Genomic DNA, 21,473 nt, shown 5'->3' on the forward strand with positions numbered 1-21,473 from the left:
GTCGAAGGGGGGACGGTTCAGTCGGCGGCGAGATCGCGGGCCAGGGCGGCGGCCAGCTCGTCGACCACCGGCGGATCGAGCAGGGCCAGGTGATGGCCCGACAGCGGGGTGACGGTGAGATCGGCGCAGTGCGCGTCCCAGCCCAGCGCGGCGTCGTCCCGCTCGTAGCGGGCGTCGCGCACCGTGTGCGGCGCGGGCAGCGTCGCCCGGTACAGCAGCGTGCGGCCGCCGTAGGGGCGTGGCGTGTGCCGTTCGCCGCTGCGCAGGTCGAGGTAGGAGGCGCGCTGGTGCGCCAGCACGGCGGCGGGCAGGTCGACGGCCTGTTCCAGGAGCTTGAGGACCAGCTCGACCTGAGCGGTGTCGTCGAGCGCCCCCAACGCGTCGTAGGGCAGGGTCAGTTCGGCGCCGTAGGTCGCGGCGACGTACGCGGCGAAGTCCGCGAAGCGGCGCCGCGCCTCGGCGGCGGGGCCGGAGCCGGGCGGCCCCGGGAGCGGCAGCACCGCGTCGATCAGGACGAGCGCCGGGACAGGCCCGTGCGGGGACAGCAGCCGCGCCGCCTCCTGGGCGACGAGACCGCCGTACGACCAGCCGCCCACCACCCAGGGGCCCGCGGGCCGGAGCGCGCGGACGCGGGCGGCGAACGCGGCGGCCCGCGCCGGGACGTCGTCGGGCCGCTCGACCCGGTCGAAGCCGAACACCGGGCGCCGCCCGTCGAGCCGCGCGGCGAGCCGCCCGTACACGTCGCTCGCACCGCCCGCCGCGTGGCACAGGAACAGCGGGGCGCCGGGTCCGTCGCCCGGGAACGTGCGCAGCGGGCCCGGGGTGCCGCGGTGCTCGGCGGGGGCGGGCGGCGCCGGAAGCGGTGGCGCCGCACCGGGCGCGCCGGCCAGCAGCTCCGCGACGCCCCGCAGCGTTCCCCGCCGCAGCAGGGCGCCCGGCTCCACCGGCACCGCGAACTCCCGCTCCACCGCGGTCCGGACGCGCACGGCGGTGAGGGAGTCCAGGCCCAGCTCGGTGAGCGGCACGTCCGGGTCGAGCCGGTCGGGGCCGAACCCCATCACGCCCGCGACCAGCACCCGCAGCCGGTCCAGCGGCGTGGCGCCGACCGGCTCGGGGTCCGGGTCGGGCACCGGCTCCGGGGGCGGCTCGCCGAACCAGAACCGGCGATGCCGCCAGCGCGGCGACGGCACGTCGACGATCCGCCCGCCGGGATGCAGCGTCTCGCGCGCCGCCGGCACCGGCACCCCGTGCACCAGCAGCGACGCCAGCGACGTACGGAACGTCCGCGCGTCGTCGGTGTCGCGGCGCAGGGTCGGCACGACCAGCGCGTCCGGCGCCCCCGCCGCCTCCAGGGTGCGGGCCAGCGGATACGCCTGTGTGGCGTGCGGGGCGACTTCGACGAAGACCCGGTGCCCGTCGTCGGCCGCCGCGCGCACCGCCTGCGCGAACCGCACCGGCCGCCGCAGGTTGCGCCGCCAGTACGCCGTGTCGCAGGGGTCCTCGGCCCGCGGGTCGTCCAGGACGGTCGAGTAGCGGCGGCACACCGGCGGACCGCAGGGCACCGCGCCCAGCTCCGCCGTGAACGCGTCGAGCAGCGGCTCCACGTCCGGCGAGTGCCCGGCGGCTCGCACCGGCAGCGCCCGGGCGAAGCCGCCCCCGGCGGTCACCCGCGCCACGAGCGCCGCCACGTCGTCGGCGGCACCGGTGACGACGCACTGCGCGGGCGAGGCGTGCACCGCGATGTGCACCGACGGCCACGCCGCCGCGGCGGCGGCCACGTCGGCGGACGGCAGGTCGACCACGGCCATCGCGCCGCCGCGCAGCGTCGCCAGCAGCCGGGACCGGACGGCGACGACGCGCGCCCCCGTCACCGGATCGAGGGCCCGCGCGGCGACGGCGGCCGCGATCTCGCCCAGGGAGTGGCCGATCACCGCCGCGGGTTCGACCCCGTAGGACCACCACAGGTCGGCGAGCGCGACCTGGAGCCCGTACAGGACCGGCATCACGACGGCGGGCGACGACAGGTCGGCGCCGGGTTCCGTCGCGGCGCGCAGGGAGACCCCGGTGTGCTCGCGCAGGAGCGGTTCGAGCCGGTCGACGGCTGCCGCGAACTCCGGTTCGCTGGCGAGGAGCCGGCGGCCCATGCCGGGCCACTGGGCGCCGTAGCCGGAGAACACCCACACCGGGCCCGGGGCGCCCGCGCGCAGCGGCGGCCCCCCGCCCGTCACCAGGTGGGCGTCCGGGGCCCCGGCGGCGAGGCGGTGCAGGGCGGTCGCCGCGCCGGCCCGGTCGCGGGCCACGACGGCGGCGCGGATCCGGCCCCGGCCGGTGCGGCCCGCCAGGGTCCTGCCGACGTCGGCGAGGCGGGGCGGCGCGCCGGGAGAGTCGAGCCAGTCGGCCAGCTCGCCCGCCTGGGCGCGCAGCCGGGACCGGGTCGGGGCGTCGAGCAGCAGCACCGACGGCCGCTCCGCGGGCTCCGCCGCGGCCGGGCGCGGGGCGCGGTGCTCGGCGAGCGCCACGTGCGCGTTCGTGCCGCTGAAGCCGAACGCCGACACGCCCGCCGTCGCCGTGCCCGAGTAGCGGGGCCACGGCTCCGGCTCGGCGACGACCCGCAGGCCGAGCCCGTCGAGGTCCAGGTGCGGGCCGGGCGCGGTGAAGTGCAGCTGCGGCGGCAGTTCGTCGTGGTGCAGGGCGAGCACCGTCTTGATGAGCCCGGCGATCCCGGCCGCGGCCTCCAGGTGGCCGAGGTTCGTCTTCACCGAGCCCAGCAGCAGCGGCTGCCGGGGGGAGCGGCCCCGGCCGAGCGCCGCCCCGAGCGCGGCGGCCTCGACCGGGTCGCCGAGCGGGGTGCCGGTGCCGTGCGCCTCGACGTAGTCGACGGACCCGCCCGCGGCGCCGTGCACCTGGGCCAGGAGGGCGCGCTGCGCGGCGCCGTTCGGCGCGGTCAGACCGTTCGAGCGGCCGTCGCTGTTCACCCCGGTCCCGGTGATCACGGCGAGGACGCGGTCGCCGTCCCGCCGGGCGTCCGCGAGCCGCTTGAGGACGACGACCCCGCAGCCCTCGCCGCGCACCATGCCGTCGGCGGCCGCGTCGAACGCCTTGCAGCGGCCGTCCGCCGCCAGCGCGCCCGCCCGCTGGAAGCCGAGCGTCACGGCCGGCGACAGCAGCACGTTCACCCCGGCCGCGAGCGCCACGTCCGACGAGCCGTCCGCGAGGCTGCGCACCGCGTGGTCGACGGCCACCAGCGACGAGGAGCAGGCCGTGTCCACGGCCAGCGAGGGGCCCCGCAGGTCCAGCAGGTACGAGAGGCGGCCCGCCGTCACGCTCAGCGCGCCGCCCGACGCGGTCCACGGCGTCACCGCCTCCGGCCGGGCCGCCGTCAGGTGCGCGTACTCCGTGCCGCTGACCCCGACGAACACGCCGGTCCTGGTCCCCGCGAGCGACGGCGCGGGCAGCGCCGCGTGGTCGAGGGCCTCCCGCGCCACCTCCAGGAGCAGCCGCTGCTGCGGATCGAGGGCCAGCGCCTCGTCCACACCGATCCCGAAGAACTCGGCGTCGAACGCGGCCAGCCGGTCGCCGCCGTCGCCGCCGTCGCCGAGGAAGCCGCCGTGCCGGGACAGCTCCGCGGGCAGCCGGGAACCCGGCGGCACGAAGGGCTCCCAGCGTCCCGCGGGCACCGTGGTCACGGCGTCGCGCTCCTCGGTGAGCAGCCGCCAGTACGCGGCCGGGGAGTCCGCTCCGCCGGGGAAGCGGCAGCCGACACCGATCACGGCGACCGGCGCACCCGCGGGGTCGGCGACCGCGTCGGCCCGCGGCGGTTCCCCGGGCTCCTCCGTCAGCGCCGCCACCAGCGCGGCCGGTGTCGGCGCCTCCCACAGCAGGGTCGCGGGCAGCCGCCTTCCCACGGCCTCCCCGAGCAGCGCCGTGAGCGCGACGGCGTCCCGGGAGGTGAGGCCCAGTTCGGCGAGCGGCCGGTCGTCCGCCACCTCCCCGGGCGCCACCCCGTACCAGGCGCCGAGCCGGGTGACCAGCAGCTCGCGGATCCGCTCGGCGCCGCTCACCGCGCCGCCTCCGCGGCGAACGGCCGCAGCTCCCCGGCCAGGAACCGCGCCCGGCAGGCCGCCCGCGCCACCTTCCCGCTCGACGTGCGCGGCACCGCGCCCGCGGGGACGAGCACCAGCGCGGCCAGGCGCAGGCCGTGCCCGGCCGCGACCGCGCCGCGCGCCGCCCCGACCGCCTCCCGCACCGCCGGGCCGTCCGGCTCGGCACCCCGCCGCGTCTCGGCGACGACCACCAGCTCCTCGCCCCCGTCGGCCCCGTCGCGCTCGTCGGCCCCGGCGGGGCCCGGCACGAGGAAGGCCGCGAGCCGGTCCCTGCGCACCAGCTCCACCGCCTGCTGCACGGTGTCCTCCACGTCCTGCGGGTAGTGGTTGCGGCCGTCGACGACGATGAGGTCCTTCAGGCGGCCCGTCACCAGCAGCCGCCCCTCGTGCAGCGCCCCCAGATCGCCCGTGCGCAGCCACCCGCCGCGGAACGTCGCGGCCGTGCGTCCGGGCTGCTTCCAGTAGCCCGCGCCGACGTTCGGCCCGCGCACCGTGATCTCCCCGACCCGGTCCGCGCCGAGGTCCGCGTCCGTGCCCGGATCCGTGATCCGCACCTCCTGGCCGGCCGGGCGGCCGCAGTCGGCCAGCCGCGCGGTGCCGCCCGGCTCGATCCGGCCGGCCGCGAGCGCCGCCGCGTCGCACTCCACCGGCCGCGACGGCGCGGCGGGGTCGGCCGCCGTCACGAACACGGTCGCCTCCGCCAGCCCGTACGCCGGGCACACCGCCCGCGGCGCGAGGCCCGCCGCGGCGAAGGCCGTGCGGAACCGCTCCAGGGTCGCGGGCCGCACCGGCTCGCTGCCGTTGAGCAGCGCCGCGACCCGGTCGAGCCGCAGCCCGGCCACCTCGTCGGCGGCGACGCGCGCGACGCAGTAGTCGTAGGCGAAGTTGGGCGCGGCGCCGATCGTCCCCGGGTAGCCGCCGAGCAGCCGCAGCCAGCGGACCGGCCGCTCCAGGAACGCCACCGGGTCCAGCAGCACCGAGGCGAACCCCGCGTACACGGGCGCCGCGACGCTCAGCACCAGCCCCATGTCGTGGAAGAGCGGCAGCCAGCCGACCGTCGTGGTGCGCCCCGGCGCCGCCCCGAACGCGGTCACCGCCTGACGCGCGTTGGCGGCGATGTTCGCGTGCGTCACCATCACCCCCGAGGGGCTGCGCGTGGAGCCCGACGTGTACTGGAGATACGCCACGTCGGCACGCTCGGGACGCGGCAGCTCGGCCGCCGGCGGCGCCGCGCCCGGCTCCCGGACGTCGAGCACCGGGATCCGGGGGCCGACGAAGGCCTCCACCGGCGTCCGCGACGGACCGTCCGTGAGGACGCACGCCGGTTCGCAGTCCTCCAGCACGGCCGCCAACCGTCCCGCGTGGCCCGGCAGTTCGGGTCCGAAGAGCGGCACCGCGACGACCCCCGCGTACAGGCAGCCCAGGAACGCCACCGCGTAGTCGAGGCCCTGCGGCAGCAGCAGCGCCACCCGGTCCGCCGGGCGCACCGTCCGCGTCAGCAGACCCGCGACCGCGCGGGCCCGCTCGTCCAGGGAGCGCCAGCCCAGCGTGCGGTGCACACCGGGGGAGTCCGGCTCGGGGAAGTCGACCTGGGTGAACGCCCGGCGGGCCGCGCGCTCCGCCGCCCAGTGCCGCAGCCGGTCGGTGAGCAGCGGCGCGTCCTCGGGCGGCGGGCCGGCCGGGTCGGCCGGGTCGGCGGCGGTCGGGTCGGTCGTCGGGGAGGTCATGACGGCAACTCCACGGAGGTGACGGACGGTGGGGCGAAGGCCCAAGATTCCGCTTCGGCGCGGGCGGCAGAAAGACGAGCCGGTGACAGTTCGCGCGGCCCCGGATGTCAGCCGCATGACAAGCGACCCGCCGTGAATGGGCATCCCGCGCAGCAGTGCGACGGCCCGTCCCGACCCGACAATCCTCCTGTCCGACAGGCCCGGCGGAAGGGGAGCGGCCCATGCACCGGGGACGGCTGTCGGCGCTCCTCGTCCTGCTGTCCCTGGCCGGATTCCTCACCACGCTGGACAACACCGTCATCAACGTGGCACTGCCCACCGTGCAGGCCGACCTCGCGCTCGGCGTCACCGACCTGGAATGGGTCGCCACCGGCTACGTCCTGTCCTTCGGGGCGCTGCTGCTGGCCGGCGGCCGCCTGACCGACCTCGTCGGCCGCCGCCCGGTGCTCGCGGCCGGCCTCGCCGTGTTCACCCTCGCCTCCGCCGCGGCGGCCCTCGCGGGCAGCGGCGGCACGCTCGTCGCGGCCCGCGCCGTGCAGGGCGCCGGGGCCGCGCTCGTCATCCCGGCGTCCCTCGCGGTCGTCGCCGCCGACCTGCCCGCCCGGCGCCGCGCCACCGCCGTGGGACTGTGGACGGCCTCGCTCGCCGTCGCCCTCGCGCTCGGCCCGGTCATCGGCGGCTTCGTCACCGAACACTGGGGCTGGCACTGGGTGTTCCTGCTCAACGTGCCGTCCGGGGTGCTCGCCCTGCTGCTCGTGCCCGCCGTCCCGGCCGCCCGCGAGCGCCGCGCGGCGCGGCTGCCCGCCCTCCTGGACCTGCCCGGCGTCGCCCTCTCCGCGCTCGCCCTGTTCCTGTTCACCTACGCCCTCGTGCGGGGCGGCGAGCACACCTTCTCCACGCCGCCGGTCCCGCTGTGCCTGGGGCTGGCGGCGGCGAGCGCGGCGGCCTTCCTGCTGGTCGAGACGCGCACCTTCCTCCCCCTGGTCGACCTGCGGATGCTGCGTGACCGGTACCTCGTCGGCGGGGTCGCCGCGCAGGTGCTGTGGGGCATCGGGGTCAACGGCGTCTTCTTCTTCACCGCCCTCTACCTCCAGCAGGTGCTCGGGTTCTCCCCGGTGAAGGCGGGCCTCGCGTTCCTGCCGCTGGCCGGGGCGCTGCTGCTGTGCACGCCGTTCGCGGAGCGGGCGGCCCGCCTGCTCGGCGCGCACCGGTCCATCGCCGCCGGTCTCGCCCTGGTCGCCGCGGGCCTGCTCCTCGTCTCCCGCACCGGCGCCCACGCCTCGTACGCACAGCTCCAGCCGGGACTGCTGCTGATCGGGGTCGGCTCGGCGTTCACCACGCCACTCACCGTCCGCTCCGTCGCCGCCGTCCCCGCGACCCGTACCGGCATGGCGTCCGGACTGGTCAGCGCCGCGCGGGAGACCAGCGGCGTGTTCGGTGTCGTCCTGGTCGGCATCGTGCTCACCCGCACCGAACGCGACGCGCTGCGCGGCGGCGCCGACCCGCGCACCGCGTTCCTCGACGGCTACGACACCGGACTGCGGCTGGCCGCCGGATGCGTCCTGTTCGGCGCGCTGGTCACCCTCGTCGCGCTCCGCCGTCCGGGCCGCCACCGGAGGCGTCGCCGCCGCGGCGGGGCCGGGCCGGCCCGTCGCGGACGAGCGTGACGAACCCGTCGGGCCCGCGCACCGCGATCCGTCCGGTGCGCAGCCAGCCGCCCGGCAGCACGTCCTCGACCCCGCCGACGCGGACCCTGCTGACCTGCGGGCCGCGCAGCAGCAGCTCACCCGCGTGCCCCGGCAGCGCGTCCGCCGACAGGGCGCCCTCCACCGCGATCCGCACCCGGGTGCCCGGCAGCGCGAGCCCCGCCGTGCCCGAACGGGCGTCCGCCGTCGGCGGGTTCGCCAGCGCGACCCCGCACGCCGCGGCCGGTCCGAACCCCTCGACGAGCCGCGCGCCGCACGCCTCCCGCACCCGCTGCCCGGTCTCCGCGTCCAGCGGGGCGGTGAGCACCGCGCGGACCGTGCCGAGCGCCTCCCGCTCGTGCGCGGGCCGGCCGAGGAGCCCGGCCAGGGCGGCGGGCGGCGCCGCGAGCACGGTCGGCGCGGTCCGGCGCGCGGCCCGCAGCACCGTCGCCGGAGCCGGATCCGTCACCAGCACCGCGCGGGCCCCCACGAGCGGCGCCGCCAGTGTCACCAGGACGAGCCCCTGGAGCGTCCACAGCGGCGCCAGCGACAGCAGCCGACCCCGGCGCCGCGACAACTCCGGATACCAGCAGGCGAGTTGGTGCGCGGCGGCGACCAGATGCCGGTGGCACAGCGCGATCGGGGCGCCCGTACGCCCGTACCGCACCACCGCGATGTCGTCGGGCTCCGGCCCGCGCGCCCAGGGCCGCTCCCACGCGGCCGGGAGCCGCTCGGCGCCCCGGCGGGCGAGGTCCCGCCAGCGGACCACGACCGGGCTCGGCTGACGCTTCACGCGCGGGCGGGCCGCCGCATCGCCGGGCGCGCTCCGCGACGGGGGCCGGGGCCGCGCGACGTCCACCGTCACCAGCAGCTCGCAGCCCCAGGCGCCCGCGACCTCGGCGCCCATGTCGTGCGGGACCACGACGGCCAGCGGACCCGCCCGGCCCGCGACGGCGGCCTCCGCCGCCCGGTGGTCCGCCGGGTCCCACGGCACCAGCACCGCCCCGACACGCCACACCGCCTGGGACAGCACGACCAGCTCCGGACAGTCCGGCAACAGCGCCAGCACCCAGGTGCCGCGCCGCACCCCCAGCCGCTCCAGCGCGCCCGCGACCCGCACCACGGAGCGGCGCAGCGCACGGAAACCGGTCCAGCGGCCGTCGTGGGACAGCGCCGTGCGGGCCCCGAACCGGCGGGCCGCGTCGTCCAGCAGCGCGGGCAGCGGCACCGCGGGCACCGTCAGGGACGACGGCACCCCCTCCGCGTAGAACCGCAGACCCGGCTCGCCCTCGGGGCGTCGCGCGAACACGTCCGTCATGCACGGATCGTGCCGCAGCCCGGGCGGTCCCCTCTTGTGCGCGGGCCCCGCATATGCGGGAGCGGCCCTGTCAGCCGGCTGACAAGACCGCTCCCCGTGCCCCGCGCTAGCCGGCCTTGTGCGACCCTTCCTGGAGCCGGACCCGACGGCGCATCTTCGGCGGCCACTTGCGGGTGTCGCGCGGCTCCACGTACGGCTCCTGGCCCTCCGGCAGCCCGCCGGAGATCGCGCGCTGCCGCGCCAGCTCCGCGTCGAACTCCAGGCCGAGCAGGATCGCCAGGTTCGACAGCCACAGCCAGACCAGGAAGATGATGACGCCCGCCAGGGCGCCGTACGTCTTGTTGTACGAGCTGAACCCGGCCACGTACAGGGCGAACGCGCCCGACGCCAGCAGCCACAGCAGCACCGCGACGACGCTGCCCGGGCTCAGCCAGCGGAAGCCGGGGCCCCGGACGTTGGGCGCGCGCCAGAACAGCAGCGCCACCATCAGCATCACCAGGATCAGCAGGACCGGCCACTTCGCGATGTTCCAGGTGGTGACCGCAGCGCCCCCGGCGCCGATCGCCTCGCCGGCCCGCCGCGCGAGCGGCCCCGTGAACACGACGATCGTCGCGCTGAGGGACAGCAGCACCATCAGCGCGATCGTCAGGGCCAGCCGCAGCGGCGTCACCTTCCACACCGGGCGGCCCTCGGGCAGGTCGTACACGGCGTTGGCGGTGCGGATGAACGCCCCGACGTAACCGGACGCCGACCACACCGCCGCCACCAGGCTCACCACCGCGACGATGCCGCTCGTGCCGCCCGCGCCCTGGAGCTCCACCACGGCGTTGCCCAGCAGGTCGCGCACCGGGCCCGGCGCGAGATGGCGCAGGTTGCCGAGCACGCTCTTCGTCGCCGTCTCGCCGATGACACCGAGCCCGGAGATCAGCACCAGCAGCGCCGGGAACACCGACAGCACCCCGTAGTAGGTGAGGGCCGCCGCCTTGTCGGGGAGGTCGTCGTCCAGGAACTCCTTGGCCGTGCGGCGCACCACGACCCACCACGAACGGGCGGGCAGGTCCGTCGGGTCGTCCGGCTCCCGGGACGCCCGGGGCTCCTCGGGCTCCTCGGGTTCCCGGTCCTCCCGGGGTTCCCGAGACCCCTGGGGTTCCTGGGCCTCCGACCGGTCCTCCCACGCCTCGTCGCTGTTCCGCTCACGGGTCATGGCGCCTCCTGAAGAGCTGCTGGCTGCCGGTCCGCCCTCCGGGTGCCCGCGACGGCGCCGCCCACGCGTCGGCCGGGCCGCGAGCCGTGGGCGGGGGCGCCGGTGTCGCGGACCGGGGCGCGGCCCGGCGCGTCGCGGGGGAGCGGGGCCCAACGCCCCTGCGCACGGCCCCGGTTCACCGCCGCGCCCGCGCCGCCGCCGTCAGGGCCGCCGGTGGACGCCCAGACCGGTCCGGCCCGGTGCCAGGTCCGGCCGCAGCACCAGCTCCTCGTCGTACGCGCCGCCCGACTCGGCGTGATAGGCGAGCGGTTCCTCGTCGGGCAGCGCGCGCAGCCGCTCGCCCAGCGCCGCCGACGTGCGGGCGTGGTCCGCCGCGTCGTACCGGTCGGCGCCGTACGCCACGAACGGCGCGAGCGGCGCCATCCCCGTGTACCAGAACGTGCCGTGCAGCAGCGGGAACAGCACCTCCTCCGCGGGCCCGTGGATCCCGCGCGGCCCGAAGCCGGACGGGCGGGCGCCCACCGAGGTGACCACCAGCGCCCGCTTCCCGGCGAGGCCGCCGTCGCCGTAGCGCCGGGTGCGCCCGTCCGGCCCCTTCACCCCGAACCCCAGCCCCTGCACCAGGACCCGGTCGAACCAGCCCTTGAGGATGGCCGGCGGCCCGAACCACCACAGCGGGAAGTGCAGGACCACCATGTCGGCCCGCTCCAGCTTCTCGATCTCACCGCGGATGTCGGCGCTCAACGCGCCCCTGGCGTACGCGCGTTCCTGCGCGGCCCCGACGAACAGCCGTCCCCCGTCGTCCGGCGGCCCGCCGACGTCGTCGGCGTCGAGCACCGCCTTCCACTTCATGGCGTACAGATCGGAGACCTCGTAGGAGTGTCCGAGCCCGTCGAGGGTGCGCAGCGCGTCGGTCATCAGGGAGCCGTTGAGGGAGCGGGGTTCGGGATGGGCGAAGATCCAGAGCACGTTCATGCCTCCGATCGTGCGGGCCCGCCCCGGCCCCGCGTCAGTGACGGCGTGGCCAGGAACCGGACGGATCCGGCCAGGCGGCGCGCCGCCCGCGCCCGGTCACGGCCGGTCCCGCCCCTGTCCGTCGCCGTCCCGGTGCTCCCCGTCGGCCCGGGGCCGGACCACCTGCCGTTCGAGTTCCCGGCGGACGGCCGCGGGCAGCGAGCCGGAGCGCGGATAGTCGACGAGGAGTTCCGCCAGCCGGTCCACGGGGGTGCCGGTGCGGGAGGAGACCTCGCGCAGGGTGTCCAGGGCCTCGTCGGGCGTCATCCGCCCCATCGTGAGCAGCACGCCGACGGCCTGGTCGATCCCGGCGTGCGAGGAGACCGAGTGACGGAGCTGTTCGACCTCGGCCTCCATCCGCGCGACGAGCGGCTCCGGCACGTCGGTGCCGTCGGCGGACGGGGACTCGGCGTCGTGGGCGTCGGGTTGCACAGCGCTACCTCCGGGGAGCAGGGCAGTCGGCGTGCTCCGTTCCAGCAGGAAGAATAGGACGGCGGGCCGCCGCGTCGCCACGGAACTCCCGCACGGGTGCGCGGCACGCTTCGTTTTCCGGACAGCCCCGACCTGCGCCCTTTCGTTTGCCGTGCCGTGCGCAGGGCATCGACTCAGCAGAGTTGTGTTCGTGCCGTGAACGGCACGACGGCACAGCGCCCTTGGACCCACGGCGCGGGACGGGATCAGGAACGGAGGCGGACCGCACGGTGACGCGTCAGGACGACCGTTGTCCGAAGATCGCCGGGTTGCAGGACGAGATGCGTCAGCTGCAACAGGCCATCGTCTCCCACAGCGTGGTCGACCACGCGATCGGTGTGGTCATCTCGCTCGGCGGGCTCACCCCCGACCAGGGCTGGGACGTCCTCAAGGAGGTCTCGCAGCACACGAACACCAAACTGCGCGAGATCGCCGGCCAGGTGATCGCCTGGACGTGCGGGGGAGAGCTGCCCGACGACACCCGGCAGGCCCTCGACACGGCGCTGCTGCGGGCGCGCGACCCCGGCGCGGGCCGGGAGCCGGCCGGCTGACCGGCGCGGCTCAGTCCAACTGCCGCCGCATCAGCGTCAGATCGAGCCACCGGCCGAACTTCCGGCCGACCTCGCGCACCGTCCCCGCGTGCGTGAAGCCGTGCCGCTCGTGCAGCCGGACCGACGCGGTGTTCTCCGCCTCGATCCCGGCGATCATGACGTGCAGCCCCGCGGCCCGCGCCGACGCGACCAGCGCGCCGAGCAGCCCGGAGCCGATCCCGCCCCCGTGCCGCCCCTCGGCGACGTACACCGAGTTCTCCACCGTGTGCCGGAACCCCGAATAGTCCTTCCAGGGGCCGTAGACCCCGAACCCGACGACCTCCCCCGCGCTGTCGGCCACGTACGCCGACCCGCGCGCCAGATGCGCGCCGAGCCAGGCGGCGCCCTCCTCGCGGGTCTGGGGCGTGTCCGTCCACAGGGCCGTGCCGTGCTCGATGGCGTGGTTGCGGATGCCGAGGACGGCGTCCAGATCGGTGGCGTGCGCGGCACGGACCTTCACGGACCCCGGCCGCGTCTCATATCGTGGATCCATGTCCAATATGATAGATCCCCTGGTGGAGCGGATCGGCGCCCGCATCCGCGCGGAGCGCGACCGGCGCGACTGGACCCTCGCGGAGCTGGCCGACGCCTCGGGCGTCTCCCGCGCCATGATCCACCGCATCGAGCGCGGCGAGAGCAACCCGACCGCCGTGGTGCTCGGCAAGCTCTCCGCCGCGTTCCGGCTGAGCGTGGCCACCCTCCTCGACCCGGACGGCGCCGCGGAGGCCGAGCGCGTGCGCCGCGCCGCCGCCGCACCGCACTGGCACGACCCCGAGACGGGGTACGCGCGACGGCAGATCTCGGGCCCCGGCTTCCCCGCCGAGGTGGCCGAGGTGCGGCTGCCCGCCGGGGCCCGGGTGCCGTACCCCGCGGCCGCGTTCGCCTTCCACCGGCAGATCATCTGGGTCCTCGACGGACGGCTCACCTTCCACGAGGGCGCGACCGTGCACGAACTGGCCGCGGGCGACACCGTCGAGCTGGGCGCACCGGCCCCCTGCGTCTTCGCCAACACCACGCGGAGCGAGTGCCGCTACGCGGTCGTGCTGGTCCGGGGCGACGCGCCGTGAGCCTGTCCCGCGCCGGGGTCGCGCTGCTCGGCTGCACCGCGGGCGTCGCGATCGCCAACAACTACGCCGTCCAGCCCGCCCTCGGCGACGTCGCCCGCGCCACCGGCACCCCGACGGCCGCCATCGGCCTCGTCACCACGGCCGCCCTCACCGGCTGCATCGCGGGCTTCGCCCTCCTGCTGCCGCTCGCCGACCGGGCGGCGCCGCGCCGGCTCGTCGCCGGACAGCTCCTGCTCCTCACCGCCGGGCTGCTGCTCGCCGCGAGCGCGCACGGCCTGGCGACCCTGCTCGTCGCCTACGTCGTCGTGGGCGCGGGAGCGAGCGTCAGCGCCGCGGCGTCGACGATCGCGGGGCGCGGCGTGCCCGCGCGGCGCCGCGGCGCGGCCGTGGGGCTCGTCGCCGCCGGGATGTCCGCCGGGATCCTGCTCAGCCGCCTCGTCGGCGGAGCGCTCACCGCGCTGGTCGGCTGGCGCGGGATGCTGCTCGTCCTCACCGCGCCGGTGCTGCTCTGCGCGGCCGGCGCGTGGTGGCGGCTGCCGCGCGAGCGGCCCGCACCGGCGGCCGGGTACCTGGCGACGCTCGCCGCCCTGCCCGCACTGCTGCGCGGCCGGCGCACCCTGCGCCGGGCCGTCGTCCAGGGCTGCCTGTGGTACTTCGCCTTCAGCCTGGTCTGGGTGGCGCTCACGATCCGGCTCGCGCAGCCCCCGTACGGGCTCGACGCGGCCGCCATCGGGCTGTACAGCCTCGCCGGCGCGCTGGGGTTCGCCGCGCTGCCGGTGGCCGGGCGGCTCGGGGACCGGTACTCGCCGCGCGCGGTGATCTGCGTGAGCATGGGCGTGGCCGCGGCCGGTGCGGGGCTGCTGTGCGCGGGGCTCGGCCGGCCGCCGCTCACCGGGGCCGGGCTCGCGCTGCTCGACGCGGGCTGCTTCACGGCGCAGGCCGCCAACCAGACCCGGATCCTCGGGATCGACCCGCAGCGCGGCGGGAGCCTCAGCGGGGTCTATCTGCTGCTGTACTTCTGCGCCGGCGCGGCGGGCTCCGCCGTCGCCGCGCCCCTGATCGCCCAGGGCGGGTGGGGCCGGGCGTCGGGGGTGGTGCTGGGGGCGCTGGTGCTGGCCGGTGTGCTCGCCGCCGTGCAGCGGGAACCGGCCCGCGGGCCGTCCCGCGCCGTGGCCCGCGCCCCTGGAGCGGGTGCCGCCCGGCCCAGGGGGACGACGGGCGCGGGTCAGTCCTGAGCGCGGCGGGCCGCGTCCTCGGCGTGCTTCTTCTTGATGCGGACGTTCTCCTTGCGGACGTCGGCCTGGGTGGCGCGCTCCTGCTGGAGCCACTCGGGGTTCTCGGCCCTGAGGGCCTCGATCTGCTCGGTGGTGAGGGCCTCGGTGACACCGCCGCGGGCCAGACCCGCGATGGAGACGCCCAGCTTCTGCGCGACGACCGGGCGCGGGTGCGGGCCGTCGGCGCGCAGCGCGACGAGCCACTGCGGCGGGTCGGTCAGCAGCGCGGCCAGTTCGGCGCGCGAGACGACGCCGTCCCGGAACTCGGCGGGCGTGGCATCGAGGTACACACCCAGCTTCTTCGCCGCCGTGGCGGGCTTCATGGTCTGGGCGGTCTGGTGCGAACTCATGAGGTCAAGGGTATCGAGCCCGGCGGTGGGGCCCGACCACGGCGGGTAGCCTGGCGGCGTGACAGGCACGGAAGAAACCCCCGCACAGCCCGCGTCCCCCGGGTTCAGGCTCGCGTACGTCCCCGGGGCGACCCCCGCCAAGTGGGTGCGGATCTGGCGCGAGCGGCTGCCCGGCGTCCCGCTGGAGCTGGTGCCCGTGTCCGCCGCCGAGGTGTCCGACGTGCTGCGCGACGGTGCCGCCGACGCGGGTCTGGTGCGGCTGCCCGTGGACCGTACGTTCTTCAGCGCCATCCCCCTGTACACGGAGACGACCGTCGTGATCGTCCCCAAGGACCACGCCGTGACCGCCGTCGAGGAGGTCACCCTCGCCGATCTGGCGGACGAGATCGTGCAGCATCCGCTCGACGACGTCCTGGACTGGGCGGAGCGGCCGCCGGGGCGGCCCGCCTTCGAGCGGCCCGCCACCACCGCCGACGCCGTCGAGCTGGTCGCCGCGGGCGTCGGCCTGGTCGTCGTGCCGCAGTCCCTGGCGCGGCTGCACCACCGCCGCGACCTCACCTACCGCACGGTCACGGACGCGCCGGGCTCCGACGTCGCGCTCGCCTGGCCGCAGGAGCGGACCACCGACGAGGTCGAGGACCTCATCGGCATCGTGCGCGGGCGCACCGTGAACAGCTCCCGGGGCCGCGCCAAGGAAGCCGACGAGCGCCCCGCCAAGAAGAAGCCCGCCACCCCCGGCAAGGGCGGCGCGGGCCGCCCGCAGCAGAAGACGGCGGGCGGCGGGCGTCGGCAGGGCGCCAGGCCCCAGGGCGGGAAGGCGCAGGGCGGGAAGGCGCAGGGCGGAAAGGCGCAGGGCGGCAAGCGGGGCAAGCCGCGCAAGCGCTCGTAGGCCTCGCAGGCGTCGAAGCAGCCACCGGCGGCCCGGGCGGCCCGGGCACGGGTCTGCCCGGGGTGCCCGGGGTCAGTTGCGGGCCCCGGCCCGCAGCCCGTCCATCACCAGATCGAGCAGCCGGCCCGCGCGCGCCTGCCAGTCGCCGTGCGGGTCGATCTGCCACAGGCCCGCGATCGCCAGCATGAAGTCGTCGGCGCTCACCCCGGGCCGGATCGTGCCCGCCTCCTCGTTCGCGGCGAGCAGCAGCGTGACCGCGTCCGTCAGCCGGCCGTGCGCGATGCTCTTGAACGCCCCGGGGGCGGTCGTCGCCTCCCGCAGCGCGTCCGCGAGCCCCGCCTTCGCCATCGCGTACTGGGCGAGCCGGTCCATCCACTCGCGCAGCGCCACCGCGGGCGGCCGGGCCGACAGCAGCTGGGCCGCGGTGTCGGCGACCTGGCGCACCTCGTACCGGTACACCTCGAGGACCAGCGCCTCGCGGCTGGGGAAGTTGCGGTAGAACGTCCCCTGCCCGACCCCGGCCCGCTTCGCGATCGCGCTGAGCGGCGCGTCGGCCGCCCGGGTCAGTTCGGCGAGGGCCACCTCCAGGATGCGCTCGCGGTTGCGCTGGGCGTCCGAGCGCAGCGGTGCCCGCCTGTCCGGGTGCACGCGTCCTCCTCGGGTAGTGGCGCGGAAACGTCCTTGCTGGGCGGACAGTTGTCCACTACGGTCGATGACCGTAGACCGGACATGTGTCCACTTAGGCTCACCATAGTCCCTGCGACGCGCCCCCACACCGAGGCGTCCCACCCAGACGTACGTCCACCGCCGCCCCCTCCTGCGTACAGCGCCGATTCTCCTCGCACCAGAGCAACGCACCTGCGAAAGAAGGCTGTTCATGGCTCCGGCCGACAACTCCGCGTCCAGCACGATCACCCTGCACGTCAACGGGGGGAAGCACACCCTGCCCGTCGACCACCGCACCACCCTGCTCGACGCCCTGCGCGAGCGGCTCGATCTCACCGGCACCAAGAAGGGCTGCGACCAGGGACAGTGCGGCGCCTGCACGGTCCTCGTGGACGGGCGCCGCGCGGTCTCCTGTCTCCAGCTCGCCGTCGCCGCCGAAGGACGCGAGATCACCACCATCGAGGGCGTCGCCGAGGGCGACCGGCTGCACCCGGTGCAGCAGGCGTTCCTCGAACTCGACGGCTACCAGTGCGGCTACTGCACCCCCGGCCAGATCTGCTCGGCGCTCGCCGTCCTCGACGAGCACGCGGCGGGCTGGCCCAGCGCGGCCACCGGCGACGTACGGCCCGAGGCCGGACCGCCACCCCTGACCCCCGAGGAGATCCGGGAACGGATGAGCGGCAACCTGTGCCGCTGCGGCGCCTACGGCTCGATCGTGCGCGCCGTCGAGCAGGCCGCGCGGACCACGGCGGCGCAGCCGGTCACCGAGGCGAAGGAGCAGCTGGCATGAGGGAGTTCGGCTACGAGCGGGTGCTCGACGTGTCCGGCGCCGTGGCGGTGCTCGGCGCCGACCCCGAGGCGCGCTTCCTCGGCGGCGGCACCAACCTCGTCGACCTGATGAAGGCCGGGATCGAACGCCCCGCCCGCCTGGTCGACGTACGGGAACTGCCGCTGAACCGGATCGAGTCCACCCCCGACGGCGGCCTGCGGATCGGCGCCACGGTCACCAACAGCGACCTCGCCGCCCACCCCGAGGTGCGCCGCCGCTACCCCGCGCTCAGCCAGGCCGTCCTGGCCGGCGCCTCCGGACAGCTGCGGAACATGGCGACCGTCGGCGGCAATCTCCTCCAGCGCACCCGCTGCGGCTACTTCACCGACGTCAGCAAGCCGTGCAACAAGCGGGTGCCGGGCAGCGGCTGCCCCGCCGTCGGGGGCGAGCACCGCAACGCCGCCGTCCTCGGCGCCAGCGAGCACTGCGTGGCCGTCCACCCCTCGGACATGGGCGTCGCGCTCGCCGCCTTCGACGCGGTCGTCACGTACGAGACCGCGGAGGGCACCGGCGAGCTGGCGCTCGCCGACTTCTACCTCGCCGTCGGGGACACGCCGCACCTGGAGACCGCCCTGCCGGCCGGGGCGCTCATCACGGGGGTCGTCCTGCCGCCCGCGCCCGTCGCCGCCCGCTCCCGCTACCGCAAGGTCCGCGAACGGGCCTCGTACGCCTTCGCCATCGGCTCGGTCGCCGCCGCCCTCGACGTGCGGGACGGCGTGGTGCACGACGTGCGGCTGGCGTTCGGCGCCGTCGCCTCCCGGCCGTGGCGCGCCCGCGCCGCCGAGCGGGCGCTGCGCGGCGGACCCGCGACCGGCGAGGCGTTCGCCGCGGCGGCCGACGCCGAACTCGCCGCGGCGGACCCGCTGGAGCAGAACGCGTACAAGCTCCCCCTGATGCGCAACCTCGTCGTGGCGGTCCTCACCGAACTCGCCGATCCCACCGACCCCGGCGCGCGCGCCGATTCCGACCAGGAGGCCGGCCGATGACCACCACAGCGACGACCACCGGGCAGCGCTCGGTCGGAGCCGCGCGCACCCGGATCGAGGGCCTGGAGAAGGTCACCGGCACTGCCCGGTACGCGAGCGAGCTGCCCTTCACCGAGCTCGCCCACGGCTGGCTGGTGCTGTCGACCGTGGCGCGCGGCCGGATCCGCGGGATCGGCGACGAGGAGGTCCGGGCCATGCCCGGCGTCCTCGCCGTCCTGAGCCACCGGAACGCGCCGCGGGTGTCGGTCGACTACGTCGGCCAGCTCGGCGCCCCCGACCCGATCCTCGGCGTCTTCCAGGACGACCGGGTGCCGCACGCGGGCTGGCCCGTCGCGCTCGTCGTCGCCGAGACGTCCGAGCAGGCCAGGGAGGCCGCCGAGGCGCTCACCGTCTCCTACGACACCGAGCCGCACGACAGCGTCTTCCGCGCCGACCACCCGGCGGCCTACACACCCGAGGCCCAGACGGAGACCAAGGGCGACCTGGAGGTCGAACTCGCCGCGTCCGCCGTCGTCCTCGACGCCACCTACACCACCCCCGAACAGCACCACAGCGCCATGGAACCGCACGCCTGCACCGCCCGCTGGGAGGACGGCCGACTGGAGGTCGTCGACTCCAACCAGGGCAGCATGTGGGTCGCCGACGAACTCGCCAAGCTGTTCTCGCTCGACCTGTCGGCCGTCCGCGTCCGCTCCGAGCACGTCGGCGGCGCCTTCGGCTCCAAGGGCGTACGCGCCCACCACGTCGCCGCCGTGATGGCCGCCACTCAGCTCCAGCGCCCGGTCCGGGTGTCCATGACGCGCCGTCAGGTCTTCGCGGCCACCGGCTACCGCAGCCCCACCGCGCAGCGCGTGCGGCTCGGCGCCGCGCCCGACGGGCGGCTGCGCGCGCTGGCCCACGAGGCGACCAGCATGACCTCGACGGTGAAGGAGTTCATCGAGTCGAGCGCCGGGTACGCCCGCGCGATGTACGCGGCCGACGCCCACCACACCGTGCACCGGGTCGTGCCCGTGGACGTGCCGACGCCGACGTTCATGCGGGCGCCCGGCGAGGTCCCCGGCTCCTTCGCCGTGGAGTGCGCGCTCGACGAACTCGCCGAGCGGCTCGACATGGACCCGCTCGCGCTGCGCCGGCGCAACGAACCCTCGGTGGGTCCCGTCTCGGGCCTGCCGTTCAGCAGCCGCAACCTGCTGGCCTGCTTCGACGAGGGCGCCCGCCGCTTCGGCTGGGCGCAGCGCGACCCGCGGCCCCGGGTGCGCCGCGAGGGCGGGCTGCTGATCGGCACGGGCGTGTCCGCGTCGACGTTCCCGTCCGGGGTCGCCCCGTCCACGGCGTCGGTGACCGCCGAACAGGACGGCACCTTCACCGTCCGGATCACCGCGTCCGACGTCGGCACCGGCGCGCGCACGGCCCTGTCGTCGATCGCCGCCGACGAGCTGGACGTGCCGCACGACCGCGTCCACGTCCGCATCGCCGACAGCGACTTCGGGCCCGCCTGGGTCTCCGGCGGCTCGATGGGCACCCGCTCCTGGGGCTGGGCCGTCATGGCCGCCGCCCGCGAGCTGCGCGAGACCCTGCCGCTCGCCCCGGGGGAGATCCCGGAGGGCGGCGTCACGGTCCGCACGGACACCGCGGGGCTCGTCGCCGAACTGGCGCAGAAGGAACGGCACTCGTTCGGCGCGCAGTTCGCCGAGGTCGCCGTCGACATCGCCACCGGCGAGGTGCGGGTGCGCCGGCTCCTCGGCGTCTTCGCGGCGGGCCGGATCATCAACCCGCTGACCGCGCGCAGCCAGTTGACCGGCGGCATGACCTGGGGCATCTCCATGGCGCTGCACGAGGAGGCGGTCCGCGACGCGGTGTCCGGCGGGCACGTCGGCGCCGACTTCGCGGGCTACCACTTCTCGGCCAACGCCGACATCCCCGCCATCGAGGCCGACTGGGTCCCGGACCCGGACCCGACCGACCCCGTCGGCATCAAGGGCATCGGCGAGATCGGCATCGTCGGCACCGCCGCCGCGATCGCCAACGCGGTGTGGCACGCCACCGGCGTCCGCCACCGCGATCTGCCGCTGCGCCCCGACCGGATCCTGGCCGGCGAGGCCCGCAGGGCGGCCGGCGGGGCCGCGCACGAGGAAGGGCCGCATGCTTGACCTGGCCGCCGAACTGACCGAATGGGTCGCCCAGGGACGGGAGTTCGCCGTCGCCACCGTCGTCTCGGTGAGCGGCAGCGCACCCCGTCCGCCGGGCGCGGCCCTCGCCGTCGACACCGCGGGCGAGGTCATCGGCTCGGTCTCCGGGGGCTGCGTCGAGGGCGCCGTCTACGAACTGTGCGAGCAGGCCCTCGCGGACGGCACGCCGGTCCGCGAGAGCTTCGGGTACAGCGACGACGACGCGTTCGCCGTCGGCCTGTCCTGCGGCGGTGTCGTCGAGGTGCACGTGGTTCCCGTACGCGCCGGCTCCGCGTCCCGCACGACGGTGGAGGCCGCCCTCGCGCTCGCGGCGCGCGGCGAGGCGGTGGCCCTGGCCCGGGTCCTGGACGGGCCCGCGCCGCTGGTCGACGGCGGCGGGCTGCTGCTGGTGCGGCCCGACGGCTCGGCGCAGGGCGGGCTCGGCTCCGCCGACGACGCCGGACTCGCCGCGCAGGCCCGGGCCCTGCTGGACCTCGGGCGCACGGCCGTCTGCGCGGTCCCGGAGAGTTCGGCGCGCTGCGGCGCCGACGTCACGCTGTTCGTCGAGTCGAGCGTGCCGCCCGCGCGGATGATCGTGTTCGGCGCGGTGGACTTCGCCGGGGCGCTGGTGCGCGTGGGCAAGCTGCTCGGGTTCCACGTGACCCTGTGCGACGCGCGGCCGGTGTTCGCCACACCGGCCCGCTTCCCGGAGGCCGACGAGGTCGTCGTGGAGTGGCCCGACCGCTATCTGCGGGCCACGCCGACCGACGAGCGGACCGTGCTGTGCGTCCTCACGCACGACGCCAAGTTCGACGTGCCGCTCCTGGAGGTGGCGCTGCGGCTGCCCGCCGCCTACGTGGGCGCGATGGGCTCCCGGCGCACGCACGAGGACCGCGCGCAGCGGCTGCGCGAGGCGGGCGTGAGCGCGCGCGAGCTGTCCCGGCTGCGCTCACCGATCGGCCTCGACCTCGGCGGCCGCACGCCGGAGGAGACGGCACTGTCCATCGGCGCGGAGATCGTGGCGGTGCGGCGCGGCGGCAGCGGGGCCCCGCTGGTCGCGGGGCGGGGGTCCATCCACGCGGGGTGAGCGCCTTGCGGGCCGGGGCGCTGCGCGGCGCCCCGGCCCGCTTCC

The 21,473-nt window shown here is 76.7% G+C and carries 18 protein-coding genes; 9 read left to right on the forward strand and 9 right to left on the reverse strand.

Annotated features, from left to right (window positions below):
- Positions 1-17 precede the first annotated feature (17 nt).
- Positions 18-4,061: a beta-ketoacyl synthase N-terminal-like domain-containing protein gene (locus tag ACIP5K_RS24615; protein WP_401412679.1), complete on the reverse strand. Its 4,044-nt coding sequence runs from the start codon at positions 4,059-4,061 to the stop codon at positions 18-20.
- Entirely contained in the window at positions 4,058-5,830 is a 1,773-nt protein-coding gene (locus tag ACIP5K_RS24620; RefSeq protein ID WP_401412681.1) for a fatty acyl-AMP ligase, read from the reverse strand. Before ACIP5K_RS24620 ends, ACIP5K_RS24615 begins: the two co-directional genes overlap by 4 nt.
- Before the next feature lie 221 nt (positions 5,831-6,051).
- Between ACIP5K_RS24620 and ACIP5K_RS24625 the strand changes: the two genes are divergently transcribed.
- Positions 6,052-7,497, forward strand: a complete 1,446-nt coding sequence (locus tag ACIP5K_RS24625) for an MFS transporter (protein ID WP_401412683.1) — start codon at positions 6,052-6,054, stop codon at positions 7,495-7,497.
- Here ACIP5K_RS24625 and ACIP5K_RS24630 read toward each other — a convergent pair.
- From ACIP5K_RS24630 to ACIP5K_RS24645, 4 genes are all read right to left on the reverse strand, one after another.
- The gene (locus ACIP5K_RS24630; RefSeq protein ID WP_401412685.1) at positions 7,409-8,833 is read right to left on the reverse strand and encodes an AMP-binding protein; all 1,425 of its coding nucleotides are present in this window, start codon (positions 8,831-8,833) and stop codon (positions 7,409-7,411) included. The genes ACIP5K_RS24625 and ACIP5K_RS24630 overlap by 89 nt on opposite strands.
- A gap of 106 nt (positions 8,834-8,939) precedes the next feature.
- Positions 8,940-10,037 (reverse strand): YihY/virulence factor BrkB family protein, encoded by a 1,098-nt coding sequence (locus tag ACIP5K_RS24635; RefSeq protein ID WP_401412686.1) that lies wholly within the window; start codon positions 10,035-10,037, stop codon positions 8,940-8,942.
- A gap of 201 nt (positions 10,038-10,238) precedes the next feature.
- Positions 10,239-11,012, reverse strand: a complete 774-nt coding sequence (locus ACIP5K_RS24640; protein ID WP_401412688.1) for an NAD(P)H-dependent oxidoreductase — start codon at positions 11,010-11,012, stop codon at positions 10,239-10,241.
- A gap of 96 nt (positions 11,013-11,108) precedes the next feature.
- Positions 11,109-11,483 carry an ANTAR domain-containing protein gene (locus ACIP5K_RS24645; RefSeq protein WP_401412690.1) on the reverse strand — a complete coding sequence of 125 codons (375 nt, stop codon included), beginning with the start codon at positions 11,481-11,483 and terminating at the stop codon, positions 11,109-11,111.
- A 269-nt stretch (positions 11,484-11,752) separates the two neighbouring features.
- On the opposite strand from ACIP5K_RS24645, the gene ACIP5K_RS24650 reads away from it, so the two are divergent.
- The gene (locus ACIP5K_RS24650) at positions 11,753-12,073 is read left to right on the forward strand and encodes an ANTAR domain-containing protein (protein WP_401412692.1); all 321 of its coding nucleotides are present in this window, start codon (positions 11,753-11,755) and stop codon (positions 12,071-12,073) included.
- A gap of 10 nt (positions 12,074-12,083) precedes the next feature.
- Here ACIP5K_RS24650 and ACIP5K_RS24655 read toward each other — a convergent pair whose 3' ends face one another.
- Complete coding sequence (locus tag ACIP5K_RS24655) at positions 12,084-12,605, reverse strand: GNAT family N-acetyltransferase (RefSeq protein WP_401412694.1); 522 nt, start codon at positions 12,603-12,605, stop codon at positions 12,084-12,086.
- On the opposite strand from ACIP5K_RS24655, the gene ACIP5K_RS24660 reads away from it, so the two are divergent.
- Both ACIP5K_RS24660 and ACIP5K_RS24665 read left to right on the forward strand, forming a co-directional pair.
- Positions 12,604-13,179 carry a helix-turn-helix domain-containing protein gene (locus ACIP5K_RS24660; RefSeq protein ID WP_401412696.1) on the forward strand — a complete coding sequence of 192 codons (576 nt, stop codon included), beginning with the start codon at positions 12,604-12,606 and terminating at the stop codon, positions 13,177-13,179. The genes ACIP5K_RS24655 and ACIP5K_RS24660 overlap by 2 nt on opposite strands.
- Positions 13,176-14,414: an MFS transporter gene (locus ACIP5K_RS24665; protein WP_401412698.1), complete on the forward strand. Its 1,239-nt coding sequence runs from the start codon at positions 13,176-13,178 to the stop codon at positions 14,412-14,414. Before ACIP5K_RS24660 ends, ACIP5K_RS24665 begins: the two co-directional genes overlap by 4 nt.
- Here ACIP5K_RS24665 and ACIP5K_RS24670 read toward each other — a convergent pair.
- Positions 14,405-14,803: a DUF5997 family protein gene (locus tag ACIP5K_RS24670; protein ID WP_401412700.1), complete on the reverse strand. Its 399-nt coding sequence runs from the start codon at positions 14,801-14,803 to the stop codon at positions 14,405-14,407. The two genes, ACIP5K_RS24665 and ACIP5K_RS24670, sit on opposite strands and share 10 nt — an antisense overlap.
- Positions 14,804-14,861: 58 nt before the next feature.
- Between ACIP5K_RS24670 and ACIP5K_RS24675 the strand changes: the two genes are divergently transcribed.
- The gene (locus ACIP5K_RS24675; protein ID WP_401412702.1) at positions 14,862-15,692 is read left to right on the forward strand and encodes a LysR substrate-binding domain-containing protein; all 831 of its coding nucleotides are present in this window, start codon (positions 14,862-14,864) and stop codon (positions 15,690-15,692) included.
- 72 nt (positions 15,693-15,764) lie between these two features.
- Here the strand turns inward: ACIP5K_RS24675 and ACIP5K_RS24680 are convergent, their stop codons facing one another.
- Positions 15,765-16,340 carry a TetR/AcrR family transcriptional regulator gene (locus ACIP5K_RS24680; RefSeq protein WP_401412704.1) on the reverse strand — a complete coding sequence of 192 codons (576 nt, stop codon included), beginning with the start codon at positions 16,338-16,340 and terminating at the stop codon, positions 15,765-15,767.
- Positions 16,341-16,569: 229 nt separating this feature from the next.
- Here ACIP5K_RS24680 and ACIP5K_RS24685 point away from each other — a divergent pair, with 229 nt between their 5' ends.
- The 4 genes from ACIP5K_RS24685 to ACIP5K_RS24700 are packed head-to-tail and all read left to right on the forward strand — an operon-like array spanning position 16,570 to position 21,428.
- Positions 16,570-17,148, forward strand: coding sequence for a (2Fe-2S)-binding protein (locus ACIP5K_RS24685; protein WP_401412706.1), 579 nt, complete (start codon positions 16,570-16,572; stop codon positions 17,146-17,148).
- Positions 17,145-18,173: an FAD binding domain-containing protein gene (locus ACIP5K_RS24690; RefSeq protein ID WP_401412708.1), complete on the forward strand. Its 1,029-nt coding sequence runs from the start codon at positions 17,145-17,147 to the stop codon at positions 18,171-18,173. The genes ACIP5K_RS24685 and ACIP5K_RS24690 overlap by 4 nt, the downstream gene beginning before the upstream one ends.
- Positions 18,170-20,323, forward strand: a complete 2,154-nt coding sequence (locus ACIP5K_RS24695) for a xanthine dehydrogenase family protein molybdopterin-binding subunit (protein ID WP_401412710.1) — start codon at positions 18,170-18,172, stop codon at positions 20,321-20,323. The genes ACIP5K_RS24690 and ACIP5K_RS24695 overlap by 4 nt, the downstream gene beginning before the upstream one ends.
- Positions 20,316-21,428 carry an XdhC family protein gene (locus ACIP5K_RS24700; RefSeq protein ID WP_401412712.1) on the forward strand — a complete coding sequence of 371 codons (1,113 nt, stop codon included), beginning with the start codon at positions 20,316-20,318 and terminating at the stop codon, positions 21,426-21,428. The genes ACIP5K_RS24695 and ACIP5K_RS24700 overlap by 8 nt, the downstream gene beginning before the upstream one ends.
- The last annotated feature ends 45 nt before the right edge of the window (positions 21,429-21,473 follow it).

Origin of the sequence: Streptomyces sp. NPDC088785 (assembly GCF_044750685.1) — a bacterium.
Lineage (GTDB): Bacteria > Actinomycetota > Actinomycetes > Streptomycetales > Streptomycetaceae > Streptomyces.

Excerpts from the sequence above, each read along its gene's own strand:
- ACIP5K_RS24660 (WP_401412696.1), top strand. The coding sequence starts at position 12,604 with ATGTCCAATATGATAGATCCCCTGGTGGAGCGGATCGGCGCCCGCATC.
- ACIP5K_RS24655 (WP_401412694.1), bottom strand. The coding sequence starts at position 12,605 with ATGGATCCACGATATGAGACGCGGCCGGGGTCCGTGAAGGTCCGTGCC.
- ACIP5K_RS24695 (WP_401412710.1), top strand. The coding sequence starts at position 18,170 with ATGACCACCACAGCGACGACCACCGGGCAGCGCTCGGTCGGAGCCGCG.
- ACIP5K_RS24685 (WP_401412706.1), top strand. The coding sequence starts at position 16,570 with ATGGCTCCGGCCGACAACTCCGCGTCCAGCACGATCACCCTGCACGTC.
- ACIP5K_RS24635 (WP_401412686.1), bottom strand. The coding sequence starts at position 10,037 with ATGACCCGTGAGCGGAACAGCGACGAGGCGTGGGAGGACCGGTCGGAG.
- ACIP5K_RS24690 (WP_401412708.1), top strand. The coding sequence starts at position 17,145 with ATGAGGGAGTTCGGCTACGAGCGGGTGCTCGACGTGTCCGGCGCCGTG.
- ACIP5K_RS24625 (WP_401412683.1), top strand. The coding sequence starts at position 6,052 with ATGCACCGGGGACGGCTGTCGGCGCTCCTCGTCCTGCTGTCCCTGGCC.
- ACIP5K_RS24620 (WP_401412681.1), bottom strand. The coding sequence starts at position 5,830 with ATGACCTCCCCGACGACCGACCCGACCGCCGCCGACCCGGCCGACCCG.
- ACIP5K_RS24670 (WP_401412700.1), bottom strand. The coding sequence starts at position 14,803 with ATGAGTTCGCACCAGACCGCCCAGACCATGAAGCCCGCCACGGCGGCG.
- ACIP5K_RS24630 (WP_401412685.1), bottom strand. The coding sequence starts at position 8,833 with ATGACGGACGTGTTCGCGCGACGCCCCGAGGGCGAGCCGGGTCTGCGG.
- ACIP5K_RS24640 (WP_401412688.1), bottom strand. The coding sequence starts at position 11,012 with ATGAACGTGCTCTGGATCTTCGCCCATCCCGAACCCCGCTCCCTCAAC.
- ACIP5K_RS24700 (WP_401412712.1), top strand. The coding sequence starts at position 20,316 with ATGCTTGACCTGGCCGCCGAACTGACCGAATGGGTCGCCCAGGGACGG.